This is a genomic window from Luteococcus sediminum (genome assembly GCF_054783495.1).
Genome location: NZ_BAAGQL010000013.1, coordinates 246027 through 263462 on the forward strand (window position 1 = coordinate 246027; position 17436 = coordinate 263462).

The following is a 17436-nucleotide window of genomic DNA, read 5'->3' on the forward strand; positions in this document are numbered from 1 at the left end:
GGCCGCCATCAAGGCCTGACGGCAGGCCACGCCGGCCGGAACCGTCCGCCGGTCATGACAGCGACTGGGGCCGCATCCCCGAGGGGATGCGGGCCCAGTCAGTCGTCCGGGTGCTCGGGGCTCGCCCGATGGGGCGTGGTCACCACTCGATGCCGGGAACGATCAGTCCCTTGCCGACCACCGTGATGCCGCCGTCACTGACGGTGAAGCCGCGCGCACGGTCATGGTCGTGGTTGACGCCGATCTCCACCCCGTCGGGAACGACCACGTTCTTGTCGAGGATCGCGTTGTGCACCACGGCATTGCGGCCGATGCGCACACCACTCATCAGGATCGAGCTGTCCACGCGCGCCCACTTCTCGATGTGCACATCAGGGCTCATCACCGTGCGGTCGACGTCGCCGCCCGAGATGATGCAGCCGGGCGAGACGATCGAGTCCTCGGCATTGCCGCGCATCGTGAACTTGGCACCGGGCGCCTGCACATGGGTGGTCCAGATGGGCCAGTGCTTGTTGTACAGGTTGAACTGCGGCACGACGCTGACCAGGTCCATGTGGGACTCGTGGTAGGCGTCGATGGTGCCCACGTCACGCCAGTAGCTGCGGTCCTCGTCGGTGGCGCCGGGGACGACATTGTCCTTGAAGTCGTAGACCTGCGCCTCGCCCTTGGCGACGAAGGCGGGGATGATGTCGCCGCCCATGTCGTGGCCGGCATTGGGGTCCTTGGCATCGGACTCGAGGGCCTCCACCAGCGCCTTGGTGGTGAAGATGTAGTTGCCCATCGAGGCGAAGGACTCCTCCGGGGAGTCGGGCAGGCCGGGCGGGTCGCCCGGCTTCTCCAGGAACTGCTTGATCTTGCCCTTCTCGTCGGCGTCGATGATCCCAAAGGCGCTGGCCTCGTGGCGCGGCACACGGATGCCGGCGACGGTCGCCTCCAGCCCGGAGTCGATGTGCGCCTGCAGCATCTGGCTGACGTCCATCCGGTAGATGTTGTCGGCCCCGAAGACGACGATGTAGTCGGGTTCCTCGTCACGGATGAGGTTCATCGACTGGTAGATGGCGTCGGCACTGCCCTGGTACCACTGCGGCCCGAGTCGCTGCTGGGCGGGCACCGGGGTCACGTAGTTGCCGAGCATCGTCGACATCCGCCAGGTGAGAGAGATGTGACGGTCGAGCGAGTGCGACTTGTACTGCGTCAGCACGCAGATCTGGCGAAGCTCGGAGTTGGCGAGGTTCGACAGCACGAAGTCGATCAGGCGGTAGGTTCCCCCGAAGGGGACGGCCGGCTTCGCGCGGTCTGCGGTCAGCGGCATGAGTCGCTTGCCCTCGCCACCGGCGAGGACCATGGAGAGCACCTTTGGTCTTGTGGACATGCCATGAACCTATGGCTCGGCAAGGTCCACTGACAAGGCATGTCCATCACTTGATCCCGTGCTTTCGGATCGATGTCACCAAGTGTTCCCCACCGCGGTCAGTTGCCGGCCCGGGCATTGTGGTGGCACCACCCCTGTGCCATTCTCAGCTCATGCGTGTATCCATCCTCACCCGCGAATACCCACCCTCGATCTACGGGGGTGCTGGGGTGCACGTCGCCCAGCTCGTCCCCCAGCTGCGCAGGTTCGTCGACGTCGACGTCCAGTGCATGGGCGAGCCCCGCGACGGCGCCACCGCCCACCAGGAGAACTTCCCGCCCGGCGCCAATGCGGCCCTGCGCGTCTTCGGTGCCGACCTGTCGATGGTCGACGCGATCGATCCCGCCACCGACGTGGTGCACTCCCACACCTGGTATGCCAACCTGGCCGGCCACCTGGCGGGGCTCTTCCTCGACCGCCCACACGTGGTCAGTGCGCACTCGCTGGAGCCGGACCGGCCGTGGAAGGCCGAGCAGCTCGGCGGCGGCTACGCCCTGAGCTCCTGGGCCGAGCGCACCGCCTATGAGGGCGCCGACGCGGTCATCGCGGTGAGCGAGGGCATGAAGAAGGGCATCCTCAAGTCCTACCCGCAGCTGGAGGCCGACAAGATCCACGTCGTGCTCAACGGCATCGACCCCGAGGAGTTCAAGCCCGACCACGGCACCGACGTGTGCGAGCAGATCGGCATGGACCCCGGCAAGCCGTCGGTGGTCTTCGTCGGGCGCATCACCCGGCAGAAGGGGCTGGTGCACCTGGTGCGGGCGGCCAAGCACCTGGACCCCGAGACCCAGGTGATCCTGCTGGCCGGCGCCCCGGACACCCCCGAGATTGCCGAGGAGTTCAACCTCGCCTTCGCCGAGGTCAAGCAGAGCCGCGGCGGCGGCGTGGTGTGGGTGCAGGAGATGTTGCCCCGCGCCAGTGTGCGCCAGGTGATGAGCAATGCCACCGTCTTCGCCTGCCCGTCGATCTACGAGCCGCTGGGCATCGTGAACCTCGAGGCGATGGCCACCGAGACCGCCGTCGTCGCCAGCGCCGTGGGCGGCATCCCCGAGGTGGTCGTCGACGGCGAGACCGGATACTTGGTGGACTATGACCCGGCCAGGGCCGGCGACGAGGACTTCATCGCCACCTTCGAGAAGACCTTCGCCGAGCGGATCAACGAGCTGACCCGCGATCCGGAGCTGGTCCGCCGTTTCGGCCAGGCCGGCCGCCAGCGCTGCATCGACCACTTCAGCTGGCGGACCATCGCCCAGCAGACCGTCGAGGTCTACCGCGCCGCCATCGAGCGCCACGCCGCGCGCAGCACGTCGGCGCCCCCCGCCTGAGGCCCGCACAGGCCAACGGCGTGCCCTCCCCTGCCGGGGATGGCACGCCGTTTGGGGACGCCTGCGGCGCCACCGCGGACCGTCGTTGGCCGTGGTCAGCCGACGATCTCCTGCAGGCACTTGAGCAGGTCACCGGCCTCGGTTGCGTTGAGTTCGACCACCAGACGGCCTCCGCCGTCAACCGGAACACGCATCACGATGCCACGGCCTTCCTTGGTGACCTCCATGGGACCATCACCAGTGCGGGGCTTCATTGCAGCCATTGCGCTTCCTCATCTCCTCGACGTTTTGTTCCCATTATTCCGCATCGGGCGCGTCATTCCCCATTCCGACCCTGCGTGGCCGGCTGACGAGCTCCTCCTCGACGTCTGCCACGGCCGTGACGGGCCGCTGCACCGGCTGCTCGTCGAGCTGGTCGGCCACCCGGGCCAACAGGCGGTCCACCTCGGCCATCGAATAGCCGCGCGGCACCACGGCGAAGCGGACCTCGCGCAGGTCCTCGGCCCCCAGGGGCCCGGTGGGCAGGTCGTCGACCAGGCGCTCGTCATCCAGTGCAGGCATCTGGCCCCACCGTCCAGAGGCGACGACGGCCGTCGCGCCGAGGATGAGCACCACCACTGCCACCAGGAACCAGACCATGGCATCCATGGTGTCATGGCCGGCTGGGCTCAGGCGCGCTCGGCGCCCTCGCCCAGGATGTGTCGCAGCGCCTCCTGCTCGTCGTCGGTGACCAGGAACATGTCCAGGTCGGCCGGGGCAAGGTAGCCGTCGGCCAGCGCGCGTTCCCGCAGCCAGTCGACCAGGCCTCCCCAGTAGTCACGACCGAAGAGCACCACGGGGAAGTGGCGCACCTTGCCGGTCTGGGAAAGGGTCAGGGCCTCGAAGAGCTCGTCGAAGGTGCCGAAGCCGCCCGGCATCACGATGAAGCCCTGGGCGTACTTGAGGAACATCACCTTGCGGGCGAAGAAGTAGCGGAAGTTGATCCCCAGGTTCACGTGGCGGTTCATGCTGGCCTCGTAGGGCAGTTCGATGCCCAGCCCCACCGAGACACCGCCGGCCAGGTCGGCACCCCGATTGGCGGCCTCCATGATGCCGGGCCCACCACCGGTGACCACGGCACGCCCCCGGCGGGTCAGCTCCGCACCGAGGCGCTCGGCCGCCTGGTACATGGGGTGGGCGGGGCTGGTGCGGGCCGATCCGAAGATGCTGACCGCCGGGCCGATCTCGGCCAGGGCGTCGAAGCCCTCGACGAATTCCGACTGGATGCGCATGATCCGCCACGGATCGGTGTGGCGCCAGCCCTCGGTCTGGTCGGCGAGCAGCCGCTCGTCGGTGGTGGCGCCGGCGTGCTGGTCTCCGCGACGCACCACGGCACCCTGGATGCGCTCCCCGCCGGGGCCGGGAGCATTGTCGACGGGGTGCTTCACACGATGGGGACTCACTGCTCCTCCTGGGTGGTGGACGGTGCCGGCTGGGCGGCGGGCAGGGGTGCGAGCCAGCGGCGCAGCGCCGCGGCACAGGTCTCGAGGTCCTCGACGGGGCAGAACTCGTCGTCGGTGTGGGCCTTGTTGGGATCGGCCGGGCCGAAGTTCACGGCGGGCACGCCCAGCTCGCTGAAACGCGCCACGTCGGTCCAGCCGTACTTGGGGCCCGGCTCGCCCCCGACGGCGGCCAGGAACTCCTTGGCGGCGGGCAGGTGCAGCCCGGGGCGCGCCGCCGGGGACAGGTCGACCCAGTCCAGCTCGTGGCCCTCGAACAGGTCGGTCATCAGCGCCTGGGCCTCGGCCAGGCTCTTGTCGGGCGCGAAGCGGTAGTTGATGTGGACCCGGCAGCTGTCGGGGACAACATTGCCGGCCACTCCCCCCTCGACCTGCACGGCATTGAGTCCCTCGCGGTAGGTGAGGCCCTCGACGTCGATCTCGCGCTGCTCGAAGCCGGCGATGCGCTCCAGCACCTCGCGCAGGTCGTGGATGGCGTTGTGCCCCATCCAGCCGCGGGCACTGTGGGCGGCGGTGCCGTGGGTGGTGATCCAGAAGCGCAGGGTCCCCTGGCAGCCACCCTCGACCAGTGCACTGGTGGGTTCCATCAGGATCGCGAAGTCGCCCCGGAGCAGGTCTGGCTGGGCGTCGGCGACGATGCCCAGACCGTTGAGCGGTGCCGCGACCTCCTCGTTCTCGTAGAAGACCCAGGTGAGGTCGTGCCGCGGCTCGTCGAGCTCGGCCGCCAGTTGCAGGGCGACGGCCACCCCGCCCTTCATGTCACAGGTGCCGCGGCCGACGATGCGCTCCTGGCCGTCGATGACGGCGCGCTGGCTGGGCAGGTTGCCGGCCACCGGCACGGTGTCGAGGTGTCCGGCCACCACGACCCGCTGGTCGCGGCCCAGCTGGGTGCGGGCCACGACATTGTTGCCGATCCGCGCCACCTGCAGGTGGGGCTGGGCACGCAGGGCGCTCTCCACCGCATCGGCCAGTTCGGCCTCGTTGCCGCTGACCGACTCGATGTCGACGATGGCCTGCAGCAGCTCGGGCAGGGGCCGGGAGAGATCCAGGGTCATGCCCGTGAGCCTAGTGGGGGCTGGCAAGCACGGGCAGGGGCCGAGTGGGGCCCTAGTCTTGGTCGCATGTACCGGCACCTGTTCTGGGACCTCGGCGGCACGCTGGTGGACACCTATCCCGCCCTCGACGACGCCTTCGCCGCCGTGGTGCGCGAGCACGGGCACCAGGTGGAACTGATCGAGGTCGCCCGGCTGACGCGTCGCTCGACGGGCGAGGCGGTGCGCACCCTGTCGCAACGCTACGACATCGCGCCAGAGCGGTTCGAGCAGGCCAATGCGGCACTCAAGAAGCGGTGGGAGACCGATCCTGCCCCGGCAATGCCCGGCGCCCACGAGCTGATGGCGCGGGTGCATGCCGCGGGTGGGCTCAACCTGGTGGTGACCCATCGCGACCGGGCCAGCGCGACCGACCTGGTCCAGGGGCTGGGCCTCGAGGTCGACGACCTGGTCTCGACCACTGACGGGCACCCGCGCAAGCCCGATCCCGAGATGTACCGGGTGCTGCTGGAGCGCCACGGGCTCGACGTGGCCGAGTGCCTGGCGGTCGGTGACCGTCCGATCGACGCGGAGGCCGCCCACCGGGCCGGGATGCATGCGGTGGTGCTGGAGGATCCCGAGATGCCCGTCGACGACGACGCGGAGCACCAGGTCTCGCGGCTCGAGGAGCTGGCGGGACTGCTCGGGCTCGATTGAGCGCGCCGCACAGGCCGCCGCCAGGCGCTCAGCCGAACAGCACCAGGCAGATCGCCAGGTAGTGGCACAGGGCGGCCAGCACGGTGCACAGGTGGAAGACCTCGTGGAAGCCGAAGGTCTCGGGCCAGGGATTGGGCCGTCGCAGGCCGTAGGCGATGGCTCCGATCGAGTAGATGATGCCGCCGGCGGCGATCAGCGCCACCACCGCCGGGCCGCCGATGTGCCAGAACTGGCCCATCCAGCCCAGTGCGGCCCAGCCCATGACCAGGTAGAGCGCCACGTAGAGCCAGCGCGGGGCAGCGATCCAGAAGACGCGGAAGAGCACGCCCACCAGGGCGCAGGACCAGATGAGGGCCAGCAGCAGGCGCAGGCTGCGGCCGTGCAGCATGCCGACCGCCATCGGGGTGTAGCTGCCGGCGATGAAGACGAAGATGTTGGCGTGGTCCACCCGGCGGAAGACCGCATGCACCCGAGGTGACCAGCTGCCGCGGTGGTAGAAGGCCGAGTTGCCGAACAGCAGCACGGCACTGAGCGCGTAGACCGCGCAGGCCAGCCGCTCGTCGCGCTGCGGTGCCAGGGCGACCAGCAGGATTCCGGCCACCAGCATGACGGGGGCGAAACCCTGGTGCAGCCAGCCTCGCAGCCGTGGCTTGGTGGCTGCGTGGGGTGTGGTGAGAGCGGCTTCACGCTCCGGTATGTGCATATAACCTACGGTAGCGTAGGTTGGTGGAGTGGCCGACCACTGCGACTAGGCTGAAGCCATGAACAGGCTGGACCGTCTCTCCGAGACCCTCGACCGGATGCACCCGTCAGGCCTGCTGTACAGCACCTACGAGACGCGCCTGCTGCAGGAGATCGACGCCGACAACCTGCCGCGCCACGTCGCCGTGCTGGCCGACGGGAATCGTCGCTGGGCGCGGATGAATGCCCCCGACCAGCCGCTGGTCGCCGGCTACCAGGCCGGCGCTGACAAGCTCACCGACTTCGTCGGCTGGTGTGACGAGGCCGGCATCCAGGTGGTGACGCTGTGGGTGCTGAGCACCGACAACCTCTCCCGCAGCGCCGACGAGGAACTGCTTCCCCTGCTCCAGGTGATCGAGGACCTGGTGGTGGAGCTGGCCGCCGACGGCCGCTGGAGGGTCCAGGCGATGGGCGACATGGCGTTGCTGCCCACCACGATGGCCAAGGCCCTGGACGGCGCCCGCCAGCGCAGCGCCGGCAACCGCGGAATGCTGGTCAACGTCGCCATCGCCTACGGCGGGCGCCACGAGCTGCGCGACGCGGTGCGCTCCCTGTTGCGCGAACAGGCAGCCAAGGGACGCAGCCTCGACGAGGTGGCCGAGAGCCTGGAGATCGACCAGATCGGCGAGCACCTCTACACCAAGGGCCAGCCCGACCCCGACTTGATCATCCGCACCTCGGGCGAGCAGCGCCTGTCGGGCTTCCTGATGTGGCAGAGCGCCCACAGCGAGTTCTACTTCTGCGAGGCCCTGTGGCCCGACTTCCGCCGTGTCGACTTCCTGCGCGCACTGCGCTCCTTCAGCCAGCGGGAACGACGCTTCGGCAAGTGAGCTGCCCGGTCCCGCACGCGGCCCTCAACAGCGGCTCCACAGCGGCGTCTTGAGTTCGGCGTAGTCGCTGGTGGGCTCGAAGCAGACCTCTCCGCGGCAGACATAGGTGGTGGCGCGGCCGTCGCGGGCGGTGCGCTGGTCGAACAGGCCTCCGAAGCCCTCAGTGCCCTCCCGGCCCACCACGATCGCCGAGCCGGCCGGGGCCATCCGCCAGGCAGCAGTGGCCAGGCGGTCGATGCCCTCGCCCTCGGGGACCACGACGACCACCTGCGCCGGCTTCAGGCCGCGACGGGCCTCGTCCAGCACCAAGGCGTCAGCCAGGCTCCAGCCGGCAAAACGCGGCTGGGAGGCCACCAGCGGCCAGGTCGTGCGGGCGGCCCGGTCGGCACGCGCTTCAAGGTCCGTGCGCTGGGCCATCAGGCCCACCAGGCGCAGGGCCGCGACCATCGAGCTGGTGCCCGAAGGGGTGGCATTGTCGGTGATGTCACGGGGCTGGTTGAACAGCTCGTCGCTGGCCCGGGCGTCGAAGAATCCGCCGTCCTCGGCGCTGAACAACCGGTCGGCACGTTCCACGAGCCACACCGCACGCTCCAGCCACTGCGCCTCGCCGGTCGCGCCAGCCAGCCGGGCCAGGCCCAGCGCCAACGCCCCGTGGTCCTCGGTGACGGCAGGCGAGTTCCCGGCCAGCCCGTCGCGCGAGGTGCGCACGAAGCGGTCGCCCTGCTCGTCGACGTGCACCGCCCAGACGTGCTCCGCCGCGGCGCGGGCCAGCTCCAGCCACTCCGGCTCACCGAAGGTCATCGCGGCATTGACCAGGGAGTCGATGGCCAGGCCATTCCAGGCGGCCACCACCTTGTCGTCGCGTTGCGGGGCGAAACGGTTCTCCCGCTCGGCACGCAGCTTGTCCAGCACCGACGTGAGGCGGGCCTGGTCGGGCGAGCCGTGCAGCTGCAGCGTCGACAGGCCGTGCTCGAAGGTGCCGGCCTCGTGGACGTGGAAAACCTGGCGGGCCCAGGCGCCGTCGGCCTCGCCCAGGGCGTCGACCAGCAGCTCGGGATTCCACACGTAGTAGATGCCCTCGGCCACCATGCCTCGGATGTCGACCGAGTCGGCGTCCAGGCTGGCGGCGAAGGCGCCACCCGGGCGCCCCTCGACGGGCTCGGTGCGCATCTCGCGCTGCAGCCACTCGACGGTGGAGTAGATGACGTGCTCGAAGACCTCGCGCTTGTAGCCGTCGTGGTCGGCAGTGCGGCGCCAGCAGCGCACATAGCTGCCGAGCAGCAGGGCGTTGTCGTAGAGCATCTTCTCGAAGTGCGGCACCACCCAGCCCGGATCGACGGCATAACGGTGGAAACCGCCGCCGACCCGGTCGAAGAGGCCGCCGCGGGCCATCATCTCGCAGGTGAGCTGGGCAATGTCGAGGCTGGCCGGGTCACCCTTGACCAGCAGCGCGTCCAGCACCATCGCCGGCGGGAACTTCGGCGCACCGCCGAAGCCGCCGTGGATCATGTCGTAGTCCTTGCCGAGCAGCTCCAGCGTCTCGCGGGCGCCGGGCACCTCGTCGCTGGCCTGCACCGGCTTCAGGGCGCGCAGCTGCTCGGTGATGCTGGCGGCCGAGGCAACCACCTCGTCGCGGCGCTCGCCCCAGGCACCGGCCAGCGCCTCGAGCACCTGCAGGAAACTCGGCTGCCCGCCCGCCGGCTGCGGCGGGAAGTAGGTGCCGGCGAAGAAGGGCTGGCCCTCGGGGGTCAGGAAGACCGTCATCGGCCAGCCGCCCTGTCCGGTGAGCGCCTGGGTGGCATTCATCAGCACGGCGTCGACGTCGGGCGACTCCTCACGGTCCACCTTGACATTCACGAAGTGCTCGTTCATGTAGGCAGCCAAGGCGGCGTCGTCGAAGCTCTCGTGGGCCATCACATGGCACCAGTGGCAGGCGGCATAGCCGGTGCTCACCAGCAGCGGCAGGTCGCGCTCGCGGGCGACTGCGAAGGCGTTCGGTCCCCACGGGAACCAGTCCACCTCCTGGTGGGCGTGCTGCAGCAGATAGGGGCTGGTGGACTCGGCAAGACGATTCGGCACGCCGCCAGCCTAGCCGTCGGCTCAGGAACCCTCGGGCCACTGCGCGGGGGCGGGCTCGCCACCCTCCACCACCTGCTCCTGCTGGCCCTGCCCGTCACCCCAGGAGTCCTGGGGCCGGTAACCCAGCTCCAGCATGGTGTTGGTCATCGACCAGCGGCGGTTCGGGTTGTCGCTGATGGCGTAGTAGACGCCGTGGCGCACCTGTGCCTCGATGGCCCGCCGCACCACCTGCACGGCGTCGTCCTCGCTCAGCCACATGGCGTGCAGGATGTCGTCCTCGGCGGCCGAAGGATCATCGCTCATCCAGCCGATGCGCAGGGCGATGAAGTCAATGCCGTACTCGTCGTGGTAGAAGCGACCCAGGATCTCGCCGAATGCCTTGCTGACGCCGTAGAAGGAGTCGGCACGCGGGGTCTGGTGCGGATAGACGGGCCACTGGCCGTCGCGGTCGTAGCCGCCCATGGCGTGGTTGGAGGAGGCGTGGACCACGCGGCGCACCCCGGCCAGGCGGGCGGCCTCGAGCACGGTGCGGGTCCCGATGATGTTGGCCTCCAGCACGTCCTCCCAGCTGGACTCCGGGGAGGAGGCGCCAGCCAGGTGGACGACGCTGTCGACACCCTCCATCAGCGAGCTCATCTCCTCCACGCTGCCCAGGTCGGCCTGGCGCAGCTCGCGCTCCTGGCGCTCGGTGCGCGGGGTGCGGCCGTGCATGACCACATCGTAGTCATCCTGGAAGGCCTCGCTGAGCACGATGCCGATGTTGCCGGTGGCACCGGTGATGAGCACCCGGCGGCGGTTGGTCTGGTCGGGGGTCTGGGGGTTGGTCACCATGGCCCCATCCTCTTCAGGCGCGCAGGGTGCTTCAAGCCCTTGCGCTGTCGGCGCACGGTGTGCCCGCCACCGCCGGGCGTATCCTTCGGGGCATGACCCCCATGCTCGGCAGCGGAATGTTCACCCTGGTCGTCTTCGTCGCCATCGCGGCCTTCATCATCCTGGGCGCCCTCAGCCTGAACCGGCACTCCCGGCGGATCGACGCGTCGATCCCCTTCGAGGCAGACCTGACCGACGAGGGCCGCGCCGCCCAGGAACGCGAGTCCCGGATGACGCGCGGCTGACCCTCAGATGCTCCAGGTGTCGCTGGTGTCGATCGGCGGCTCGCCGCGCAGGCCGGCGAACAGGTCGCTCTCGGGGTGGGCGGTACCCACGGTGGAGAAGACCAGCTCGAAGTCCTCGGTGGGCCAGGCACGCTTCTGTGTCTCGGTCGGCACGGCGAACCACGGCCCGTCGGGGTCGATCTGGGTGGCATGTGCCCGCAGCGCCGCATCCCGCACCTCGAAGTGGTCGGCGCACGGCACGAAGGTGGTGATGCGCTTCTCGAAGTCGAGGTCGTCCCAGGCCGCCAGGCGCTCGGCATAGGGAGAGTCCATCCCCTGCTCGTGCATCGCCGCGTCGAGGGCGGCGAAGCGCAGCCGGTGGAAGCTCATGTGGTAATAGACCTTGCTCACCTGCCAGGGCTCGCCCGCACCGGGCCAGGCGTGCTCGTCGGCGGCGGCCTTCACCGCGGCCATCGTCACCCGGTGGCACTGGATGTGGTCCGGATGCGGGTAGCCGCCGTTCTCGTCATAGGTGGTGACCACGTGCGGCCGGAACTCGCGGATCAGCTCCACCAGCGGCTCGGCCGCCACCTCAGGGTCCTCCAGGGCGAAGCAGCCCTCCGGCAGCGGCGGCAGCGGATCACCCTCGGGCAGCCCCGAGTCGATGAAACCCAGCCAGCGCTGCTCGACGCCCAGCACCTCGCGGGCGGCCTCCATCTCCAGCGCGCGGATCGCCGCGATGTTCTCATGCACCTCGGGACGGTCCATCTTGGGGTTGAGCACGCTGCCACGCTCACCGCCGGTGCAGGTGACCACCATCACCTCGGCACCCTCGGCCACATAGCGGGCCGTCGTCGCGGCCCCCTTGCTGGATTCGTCGTCGGGATGGGCGTGCACGTGCATCAGGCGCAGGCCGGTGCTGGGCTTGGGGGCGTCGGACATGGCCACCATTGTGCACAATCGGGCATCCCCGGCGCGCGCCTGTCCGCGAGCTGGGGACCACGTCCGCCATGGAGGGCACAATGGGGGTCGTGAGCCAGTTGACCGACGCAGACCGAGCGCGCATCGCGGCGCGCTATCCCACCGCCCAGGGGCGACGCCCGCTCTACCTCGCACTCGTCACCGTGATGACCGTCCTGCTCGGTGGCTGGATGGTCTGGGCCGGCCTGCATGGTGCCACCAAGCCCGTCGAGGCCGACCTGACCGCCTTCCACGACGGCGGCGAGCACGCGATCCACGCCGACCTGCGGGTGCAGCGTCGTGACCCGTCCCAGGCCGCCATCTGCACCATCAAGGCCACCGCCCAGGAAGGGGCCCGGGTGGGCGAGCTGGACGCCGAGATCCCCCCGGGCACCGAGAAGATCACCCACCAGCGGGTCACCGTGAAGACCGTGAACAAGGCGGTCAGCGTCAACGTGGAGCACTGCCGGCTGGCCTGAGCGATCCGCGGCCCGCGCGGGACTTCCTTGGGTGGTCGCAGGCCCGATGATAGGTTCAGGGGATGACCGAGAATGCAACCGACACCGTCTGGCTCACCCGGGAGGCGTACGACAAGCTCTCCGACGAGCTGGAGTACCTCAAGGGTGATGGCCGCACCGAGGTGAGTGAGAAGATCGCCGGTGCCCGCGAGGAGGGCGACCTGTCCGAGAACGGCGGCTACCACGCCGCCCGCGAGGAGCAGGGACAGATGGAGGCGCGCATCGTCCAGCTCGAGGACATCCTGCGCCGCGCCGAGGTCGGCGAGGCCCCCGCCACCGGCGAGGCCGGGCCCGGCAGCCAGGTGACCGTGGCCTACTTCGGCGACGAGGACGACACCGACACCTTCCTGGTCGGTTCGCGCGAGGTGCTGGGACTGGACGACTCCGTTGACATCCAGGTCTTCAGCCCCCAGTCGCCGCTGGGTGCCGCCGTGATCGGCAAGAAGCAGGGCGAGACCACCACGTACACGGCCCCCACTGGCAAGGACATCGAGATCACCGTGCTGAAGGTGGCGACCTTCCAGGGCTGACCCCTTCCACGAGACGGTTGCAGCAGCGCGTCCCCCACCCGGCCGGGGTGGGGGACGCGCTGCTGTCAGGTGCGGTTGTCTCTGTCCCCGGGCCCGCTGGTCCCGCGCCGCAGATCAGTCGACGATCTCGCCCTCCAGCACCTCCTCGTCACCGTCCTGCGCGGCTCCGGAGGTCGGTGCAGGATCCGGCTGCCGCGGCGACTCGTCTGGACTCGGGTCCCCGGGAGACGGCTCCTCGGCCGGGCCCGATGTGCCGCTGGCCGTCGTGATGGTGGCCTGCGCCAGCACCAGGTCGAGAGCGAGGCGTCCGGTGCCCTGGCCAGCCACCAGGCTGGTGGAGCCCGACGGGTGGCCCGTCGGCCACACGATGCGTGCCATCCGGCTGGTCACGTCCACGCGAACATCGGCATCCAGGTCCAGGGCCAGCTGCAGGCTGCCCGACTCGACGTGGACCGAGGAAGGTCGAAGTCCGAAACCACCCTGGAGCACCACATGGCAGGCCTGCACCCGCGCGTCGCGCATCTGCTCCAGCCCGGAGAGCCTCAGGCCCGCGGCACTGGCGCGCAGCCGTCCGATCCGTGCCAGACCCTCGGTGGCCAGGCCCCCGCCGGTCAGGTCGACGTCCACCTCGACCCCGGCCGGCACCCGCACCACCAGCTCCTTGGCCACCCCGGTGCTGCCCATCGCCGCCTGCGCCAGGCCGGCCAGGTCGAGCCCTGCACTGCCGCGCAGCTTCTGGCCGGCCGCGGCCTTCAGCATCGAGAACTTGTCCAGTGAAGGCACCAGGTCGCCCTCGGCCTCCACCTCCACCCGGTTCCCGGTGCGCTGCAACGTGTGCTCGCCACGCACCACCACCTTCGCCAGCCCGGGCTCGGCCACCAGCCGCACCCACCGTCCGCGGGCACGCACGACGACGTGGTCGACCGGCTGGGGCCCGCCGGGATTGGCGGCGGCACCCGGGGCCTGTCCCGCGTGCTGACGAGCTGCCTGCCCGAGCCCCATCGCGGCGCTCTGGGCCAGGTCACCGGCCGCTCCGGCCAGGCCGCGGGCAATGCCCGCCCAGCTGGTCGTCCCCTGGGACTGCGTACCCGCCGCAGTGCCCGCCGTGGGCTGGCGCAGCTCGTCGAGCAGCCGGCCGGCCCGGCCGACGTCGATGCGTCCATCGGCCAGGGCCTGGAGGATCTCGGTCTGTGTCTGCATACCTGTGAACCTATGCCGACGCCCGCCCAGACCGAAGTCGGGGCGGGCGTGGCAGGGGACGATTCAGGGGTCCTGGTCAGGAATGCGGAGGCTCCTGCCGGGTGCCGTCGACGGAGCTCGCGCGGTCCACGACGGCCCGCGCGAGCTCGTCGACCGGGCCGGGCTCCTCATCCGCTCCGGTGGACTCGTCCAGCTCGCGTCGCACGCCCTCGACGCCGGGCACCTCATCATCGGCCGGGGGCGCCTCGGCCTCGCCCTGCTGGGCGACCAGGGCCCGGACGAAGGCATTGCCGAAGGCCAGCACCGGCACCGCGAACAGGGCACCGACGATGCCCCCGATGATGCTGCCCATGGCCAGCCCGTAGAGCACCATCAGCGGGTGCAGGCTGACGGCCTTGCCCAGCAGGAAGGGCTGCAGCACGTGGGCCTCCAGCTGCATCACCAGCACGAAGACGGCCAGCATGATCAGGGCCTTCACCCAGCCCAGCGTGAGCAGCACCACGCTGGTGGCCACCAGGCCGGCCACGAAGGCACCCAGCAGCGGGACGAAAGCGGTGATGAAGGTCAGGGCACCGATGGCCAGGAAGAGGTTCGAGCCCACCAGGGCGGCACCGATGCCGGCGCCCAGACCATCGACGAAGGCCACGATCACGGCGGCACGCACATAGGAGACCAAGGAGACCCATCCGCGCAGGCAGGCGTCCGCCACGCGGGCGCGGGAGCCGCGCGGGACGAACTTGAGCCCGGCGGTGGCGATGGCCGGTCCCTCGAAGAGGAAGTAGAACAGCGCGAACAGGGCCAGCGCGAGGCCGGCGATGAAGTGACCCACCTGGGTTCCCGCAGCAGCCGCCAGCCCGGCGCCAGCAGACTGCTGGGTCTTGGCCCACTCGGTGACGCTCGTGGTCCACTGGTCGATCTGGGCCTGGTGGATCTGCAGCGGCCCGTCGCCGAGCCAGTTCATGAACTGGGCATAGCTGGCCACCGAGGCGTCGGCCAGCTCGCTGGACTGGCTGGCGATCTGGGTGCCAACCAGGGTGAAGATGGCCGCGATCAGCCCAACCAGCAACAACAGGCTGGCGGCCGCCGCCAGACCCCGGCCGGCGCCCTTGCGTCGCAACCACTCCTTGACGGGCCACAGCGCGGCGGTCAGCAGTACCGCCACGACCAGGGGGATCACCACCTCGGACAGGGCCGACATGATGTACCACAGGCCGTAGATGCCGGCGGCGATCACCAGCAGGCGCCAGAACCAGCCGGCGGCCAGACGGATGCCGTGCGGCACCTCGCTGGGTTCACTGGCCTGGACGAGCACGGCCCGGGGCAGGCCGTCGTCGGGCATGGCGATGGGCTGGGGGAGCCGGCGGCGCAGGGAGTCGGACAGTCGGATTGCCATGCAAGACCTTTCGGGGATGGGACAGCGGGGAGCTGCGTTGGCAGGGTCCGAGGACCTGGGCTGTGAGCAAGGCTAACCTGTGCGCGTGAAGAGCCCCACCCAGACACCCGACGCGCCCGCGCGCCGCACCCGCTTCACCCTGCCCCGCCCGGGGCAGGGGACGGGGCTGCCGCGTGACGTGACGGTGCTCTCGGTGATCGCCTTCTGCGTCTCGGTCGGTTTCGGCGTGATGGTGCCGGTGCTGCCGGTCTTCGCTCGCAGCTTCCAGGTGACCAATTTCATGGTGGGGCTGGTGATCAGTGCCTTCGCCCTGATGCGGCTGGCGACCAGCCCGGCGGTGCCACCGCTGGTGGAGCGGCTCGGGGAGCGCACGGTCCTCGGCGTGGGCATGTTCGTGGTGGCCGCCTCCTCGGCCGCCGCGGGCCTGGCGACGAGCTTCTGGGCGTTGCTGCTGATGCGCGGTCTGGGCGGCATCGGCTCGGCCATGTTCACGGTCAGTGCCATGAGCCTGCTGCTGCGCATCGTCGAACCGCACCAGCGCGGCCGCGCCAGCGCCCTCTACTCGGGTGGCTTCCTGCTGGGCGGCATGGCGGGCCCGGCGATCGGCGGCATGTTCGCCGCGATCTCGCTCACCGCGCCCTTCTTCGTCTACGCCGCCACCTTGAGTGTGGCGGGCATCGTCGCGCTGTGCCTGCTCAGCCGTCCGCCGAAGCGGGACACGACCGTGGTCAAGCAGGTGATGCCGCTGTCCGAGGCGCTGGCCGACGTGCGCTACCGGGCGGCCTGCCTGACCAACTTCGCCCAGGGCTGGCAGTCCTTCGGCGTGCGCAGCTCGCTGGTGCCGGTGCTGGTGGTGGAGGGGCTGCACCATTCCCCCTCGGCCACCGGCGTCATCTTCGCGCTGGCCGCGGTGGCCCAGACGGCCGTGCTCGGCCCGGTGGGGCGTGCCGTCGACACCGTCGGGCGTCGCCCGCTGATGGTGCTGGCCGGCCTGTGCACCGGCCTGGCGGCGCTGGCGATGCCCTGGTCGGGACCCATCGCCGATGCGCTGGGCCTTCCCGGCCCGGGGGCCCTGTGGGTGCTCACCCTTGCCCTGTGCCTCTACGGGGTGGGCTCGGCAGCCCACTCCACCGCCCCCACCGCCCTGGTCGGCGACGTCACCGGCGGCCGGGGCGGTGCCCCGGTGGCCACCTTCTCGATGATGAGCGACCTGGGCGCCATCATCGGCCCGCTGGCGGCCGGAGCCATCGCCGACGCCGCGGGGCTCTCGCCCGCCTTCGCCGTCGGCGGCGCCCTGCTGCTGGCCGGTGCCCTGTACTCGCTGCGCATCCCCCGGGAGGACCGATGACCGACCAGACCGCCAGGCCCCACCGCCACGAGCCACGCAACCACGAGCCCCGCCAGCACGAGCCCCGGCCGCTGGCCGAGATCGTCGCCCCCGACTGGGCCGAGGCCCTGGCCCCGGTGGAGGACCAGGTGCACCAGATGGGCCGCTTCCTGCGCGAGGAGCTCGCCGCGGGGCGCAGCTACCTGCCCGCCGGCGAGCGGGTGCTGCGCGCCTTCAGCCGCCCGTTGGCCGACGTGCGGGTGCTGGTGGTGGGCCAGGACCCCTACCCCACCCCCGGGCATGCAGTGGGGCTGAGCTTCAGCGTCGATCCCGAGGTGCGTCCGGTGCCGCGCAGCCTGCAGAACATCTACAAGGAGCTGCACGACGACCTGGGCATCGCCCCGGCCCCCGACGGCGACCTGTCACCGTGGTTCGAGCAGGGCGTGCTGCTGCTCAACCGCGTGCTCACGGTGCGGCCGGGGGCCGCCGGGTCCCATCGCGGCGAGGGCTGGGAGGCGGTGACCCAGTGCGCCATCGAGGCCCTGGCCGCCCGCGGCGGGCCCCTGGTGGCGATCCTGTGGGGCCGCGACGCGCAGTCGCTGGCGCCGATGCTCGGCCAGGTGCCGGTGATCGCCAGCCCGCACCCGTCGCCGCTGTCGGCACGCTCGGGCTTCTTCGGCTCACGTCCCTTCAGCCGGTGCAACCAGCTGCTGGTCGAGCAGGGGGCCGAGCCGATCGACTGGCGGCTGGGGCCCCGCTGACCCGCGTCATCCCTAGCATG

At 70.5% G+C, this 17436-nt stretch carries 19 protein-coding genes; 8 read left to right on the top strand and 11 right to left on the bottom strand.

The genetic code is table 11. From position 1 onward, the window contains the following. Positions 1–139: 139 nt before the first annotated feature. Complete coding sequence (glgC, locus tag ACYVKA_RS08015) at positions 140–1372, bottom strand: glucose-1-phosphate adenylyltransferase (RefSeq protein ID WP_460704412.1); 1233 nt, start codon at positions 1370–1372, stop codon at positions 140–142. A 152-nt stretch (positions 1373–1524) separates the two neighbouring features. On the opposite strand from glgC, the gene glgA reads away from it, so the two are divergent. Next, complete coding sequence (gene glgA / locus ACYVKA_RS08020) at positions 1525–2736, top strand: glycogen synthase (protein WP_460704414.1); 1212 nt, start codon at positions 1525–1527, stop codon at positions 2734–2736. A 95-nt stretch (positions 2737–2831) separates the two neighbouring features. On the opposite strand, the gene ACYVKA_RS08025 is transcribed toward glgA, so the two are convergent. From ACYVKA_RS08025 to dapE, 4 genes are read right to left on the bottom strand one after another with little or no spacing between them, the layout of a single operon-like run. Next, positions 2832–2999, bottom strand: coding sequence for a DUF3117 domain-containing protein (locus tag ACYVKA_RS08025; RefSeq protein WP_394274756.1), 168 nt, complete (start codon positions 2997–2999; stop codon positions 2832–2834). Positions 3000–3033: 34 nt separating this feature from the next. Beyond that, entirely contained in the window at positions 3034–3375 is a 342-nt protein-coding gene (locus ACYVKA_RS08030) for a DivIVA domain-containing protein (protein WP_460704416.1), read from the bottom strand. 29 nt (positions 3376–3404) lie between these two features. Further along, positions 3405–4178 (bottom strand): LOG family protein, encoded by a 774-nt coding sequence (locus ACYVKA_RS08035; RefSeq protein WP_460704418.1) that lies wholly within the window; start codon positions 4176–4178, stop codon positions 3405–3407. Then, positions 4175–5290: a succinyl-diaminopimelate desuccinylase gene (gene dapE, locus ACYVKA_RS08040; protein WP_460704420.1), complete on the bottom strand. Its 1116-nt coding sequence runs from the start codon at positions 5288–5290 to the stop codon at positions 4175–4177. Before dapE ends, ACYVKA_RS08035 begins: the two co-directional genes overlap by 4 nt. Positions 5291–5356: 66 nt before the next feature. Between dapE and ACYVKA_RS08045 the strand changes: the two genes are divergently transcribed. Beyond that, positions 5357–5983: an HAD-IA family hydrolase gene (locus tag ACYVKA_RS08045; RefSeq protein WP_460704422.1), complete on the top strand. Its 627-nt coding sequence runs from the start codon at positions 5357–5359 to the stop codon at positions 5981–5983. A gap of 28 nt (positions 5984–6011) precedes the next feature. Here ACYVKA_RS08045 and trhA read toward each other — a convergent pair whose 3' ends face one another. Next, positions 6012–6686, bottom strand: a complete 675-nt coding sequence (gene trhA, locus ACYVKA_RS08050) for a PAQR family membrane homeostasis protein TrhA (RefSeq protein WP_460704424.1) — start codon at positions 6684–6686, stop codon at positions 6012–6014. Positions 6687–6744: 58 nt separating this feature from the next. On the opposite strand from trhA, the gene ACYVKA_RS08055 reads away from it, so the two are divergent. Continuing rightward, positions 6745–7554 carry an isoprenyl transferase gene (locus tag ACYVKA_RS08055; protein WP_394274762.1) on the top strand — a complete coding sequence of 270 codons (810 nt, stop codon included), beginning with the start codon at positions 6745–6747 and terminating at the stop codon, positions 7552–7554. Positions 7555–7578: 24 nt separating this feature from the next. Here ACYVKA_RS08055 and ACYVKA_RS08060 read toward each other — a convergent pair whose 3' ends face one another. Further along, entirely contained in the window at positions 7579–9633 is a 2055-nt protein-coding gene (locus ACYVKA_RS08060) for a thioredoxin domain-containing protein (protein WP_460704426.1), read from the bottom strand. 21 nt (positions 9634–9654) lie between these two features. Continuing rightward, positions 9655–10464 carry an NAD-dependent epimerase/dehydratase family protein gene (locus tag ACYVKA_RS08065; protein ID WP_460704428.1) on the bottom strand — a complete coding sequence of 270 codons (810 nt, stop codon included), beginning with the start codon at positions 10462–10464 and terminating at the stop codon, positions 9655–9657. 92 nt (positions 10465–10556) lie between these two features. Here ACYVKA_RS08065 and ACYVKA_RS08070 point away from each other — a divergent pair, with 92 nt between their 5' ends. Then, on the top strand, positions 10557–10748 hold the full coding sequence (locus ACYVKA_RS08070) for a hypothetical protein (RefSeq protein ID WP_394274767.1): 192 nt from the start codon (positions 10557–10559) through the stop codon (positions 10746–10748). 3 nt (positions 10749–10751) lie between these two features. Here the strand turns inward: ACYVKA_RS08070 and mca are convergent, their stop codons facing one another. Further along, complete coding sequence (mca, locus tag ACYVKA_RS08075) at positions 10752–11669, bottom strand: mycothiol conjugate amidase Mca (protein ID WP_460704430.1); 918 nt, start codon at positions 11667–11669, stop codon at positions 10752–10754. Between the two features lie 89 nt (positions 11670–11758). Here mca and ACYVKA_RS08080 point away from each other — a divergent pair, with 89 nt between their 5' ends. Next, the gene (locus ACYVKA_RS08080) at positions 11759–12166 is read left to right on the top strand and encodes a DUF4307 domain-containing protein (protein ID WP_460704432.1); all 408 of its coding nucleotides are present in this window, start codon (positions 11759–11761) and stop codon (positions 12164–12166) included. A 62-nt stretch (positions 12167–12228) separates the two neighbouring features. Further along, positions 12229–12735, top strand: coding sequence for a transcription elongation factor GreA (greA, locus tag ACYVKA_RS08085; protein ID WP_394274770.1), 507 nt, complete (start codon positions 12229–12231; stop codon positions 12733–12735). A 114-nt stretch (positions 12736–12849) separates the two neighbouring features. Here greA and ACYVKA_RS08090 read toward each other — a convergent pair whose 3' ends face one another. Then, positions 12850–13935: a hypothetical protein gene (locus tag ACYVKA_RS08090; protein ID WP_460704434.1), complete on the bottom strand. Its 1086-nt coding sequence runs from the start codon at positions 13933–13935 to the stop codon at positions 12850–12852. A 76-nt stretch (positions 13936–14011) separates the two neighbouring features. Further along, positions 14012–15328 carry an AI-2E family transporter gene (locus tag ACYVKA_RS08095; RefSeq protein ID WP_460704436.1) on the bottom strand — a complete coding sequence of 439 codons (1317 nt, stop codon included), beginning with the start codon at positions 15326–15328 and terminating at the stop codon, positions 14012–14014. An 85-nt stretch (positions 15329–15413) separates the two neighbouring features. Between ACYVKA_RS08095 and ACYVKA_RS08100 the strand changes: the two genes are divergently transcribed. Together ACYVKA_RS08100 and ACYVKA_RS08105 are read left to right on the top strand one after the other, a co-directional pair. After that, positions 15414–16676, top strand: coding sequence for an MFS transporter (locus ACYVKA_RS08100; protein ID WP_460704438.1), 1263 nt, complete (start codon positions 15414–15416; stop codon positions 16674–16676). Beyond that, positions 16673–17416 (top strand): uracil-DNA glycosylase, encoded by a 744-nt coding sequence (locus ACYVKA_RS08105; RefSeq protein ID WP_460704440.1) that lies wholly within the window; start codon positions 16673–16675, stop codon positions 17414–17416. Before ACYVKA_RS08100 ends, ACYVKA_RS08105 begins: the two co-directional genes overlap by 4 nt. Positions 17417–17436: the final 20 nt, after the last annotated feature.

What these genes read in the sequence shown, in the direction of transcription:
- glgC (WP_460704412.1), bottom strand. Translation starts at nt 1,372, where the DNA reads ATGTCCACAAGACCAAAGGTGCTCTCCATGGTCCTCGCCGGTGGCGAG.
- glgA (WP_460704414.1), top strand. Translation starts at nt 1,525, where the DNA reads ATGCGTGTATCCATCCTCACCCGCGAATACCCACCCTCGATCTACGGG.
- ACYVKA_RS08025 (WP_394274756.1), bottom strand. Translation starts at nt 2,999, where the DNA reads ATGGCTGCAATGAAGCCCCGCACTGGTGATGGTCCCATGGAGGTCACC.
- ACYVKA_RS08030 (WP_460704416.1), bottom strand. Translation starts at nt 3,375, where the DNA reads ATGGTCTGGTTCCTGGTGGCAGTGGTGGTGCTCATCCTCGGCGCGACG.
- dapE (WP_460704420.1), bottom strand. Translation starts at nt 5,290, where the DNA reads ATGACCCTGGATCTCTCCCGGCCCCTGCCCGAGCTGCTGCAGGCCATC.
- ACYVKA_RS08045 (WP_460704422.1), top strand. Translation starts at nt 5,357, where the DNA reads ATGTACCGGCACCTGTTCTGGGACCTCGGCGGCACGCTGGTGGACACC.
- trhA (WP_460704424.1), bottom strand. Translation starts at nt 6,686, where the DNA reads ATGCACATACCGGAGCGTGAAGCCGCTCTCACCACACCCCACGCAGCC.
- ACYVKA_RS08055 (WP_394274762.1), top strand. Translation starts at nt 6,745, where the DNA reads ATGAACAGGCTGGACCGTCTCTCCGAGACCCTCGACCGGATGCACCCG.
- ACYVKA_RS08065 (WP_460704428.1), bottom strand. Translation starts at nt 10,464, where the DNA reads ATGGTGACCAACCCCCAGACCCCCGACCAGACCAACCGCCGCCGGGTG.
- ACYVKA_RS08070 (WP_394274767.1), top strand. Translation starts at nt 10,557, where the DNA reads ATGACCCCCATGCTCGGCAGCGGAATGTTCACCCTGGTCGTCTTCGTC.
- mca (WP_460704430.1), bottom strand. Translation starts at nt 11,669, where the DNA reads ATGTCCGACGCCCCCAAGCCCAGCACCGGCCTGCGCCTGATGCACGTG.
- greA (WP_394274770.1), top strand. Translation starts at nt 12,229, where the DNA reads ATGACCGAGAATGCAACCGACACCGTCTGGCTCACCCGGGAGGCGTAC.
- ACYVKA_RS08090 (WP_460704434.1), bottom strand. Translation starts at nt 13,935, where the DNA reads ATGCAGACACAGACCGAGATCCTCCAGGCCCTGGCCGATGGACGCATC.
- ACYVKA_RS08095 (WP_460704436.1), bottom strand. Translation starts at nt 15,328, where the DNA reads ATGGCAATCCGACTGTCCGACTCCCTGCGCCGCCGGCTCCCCCAGCCC.
- ACYVKA_RS08105 (WP_460704440.1), top strand. Translation starts at nt 16,673, where the DNA reads ATGACCGACCAGACCGCCAGGCCCCACCGCCACGAGCCACGCAACCAC.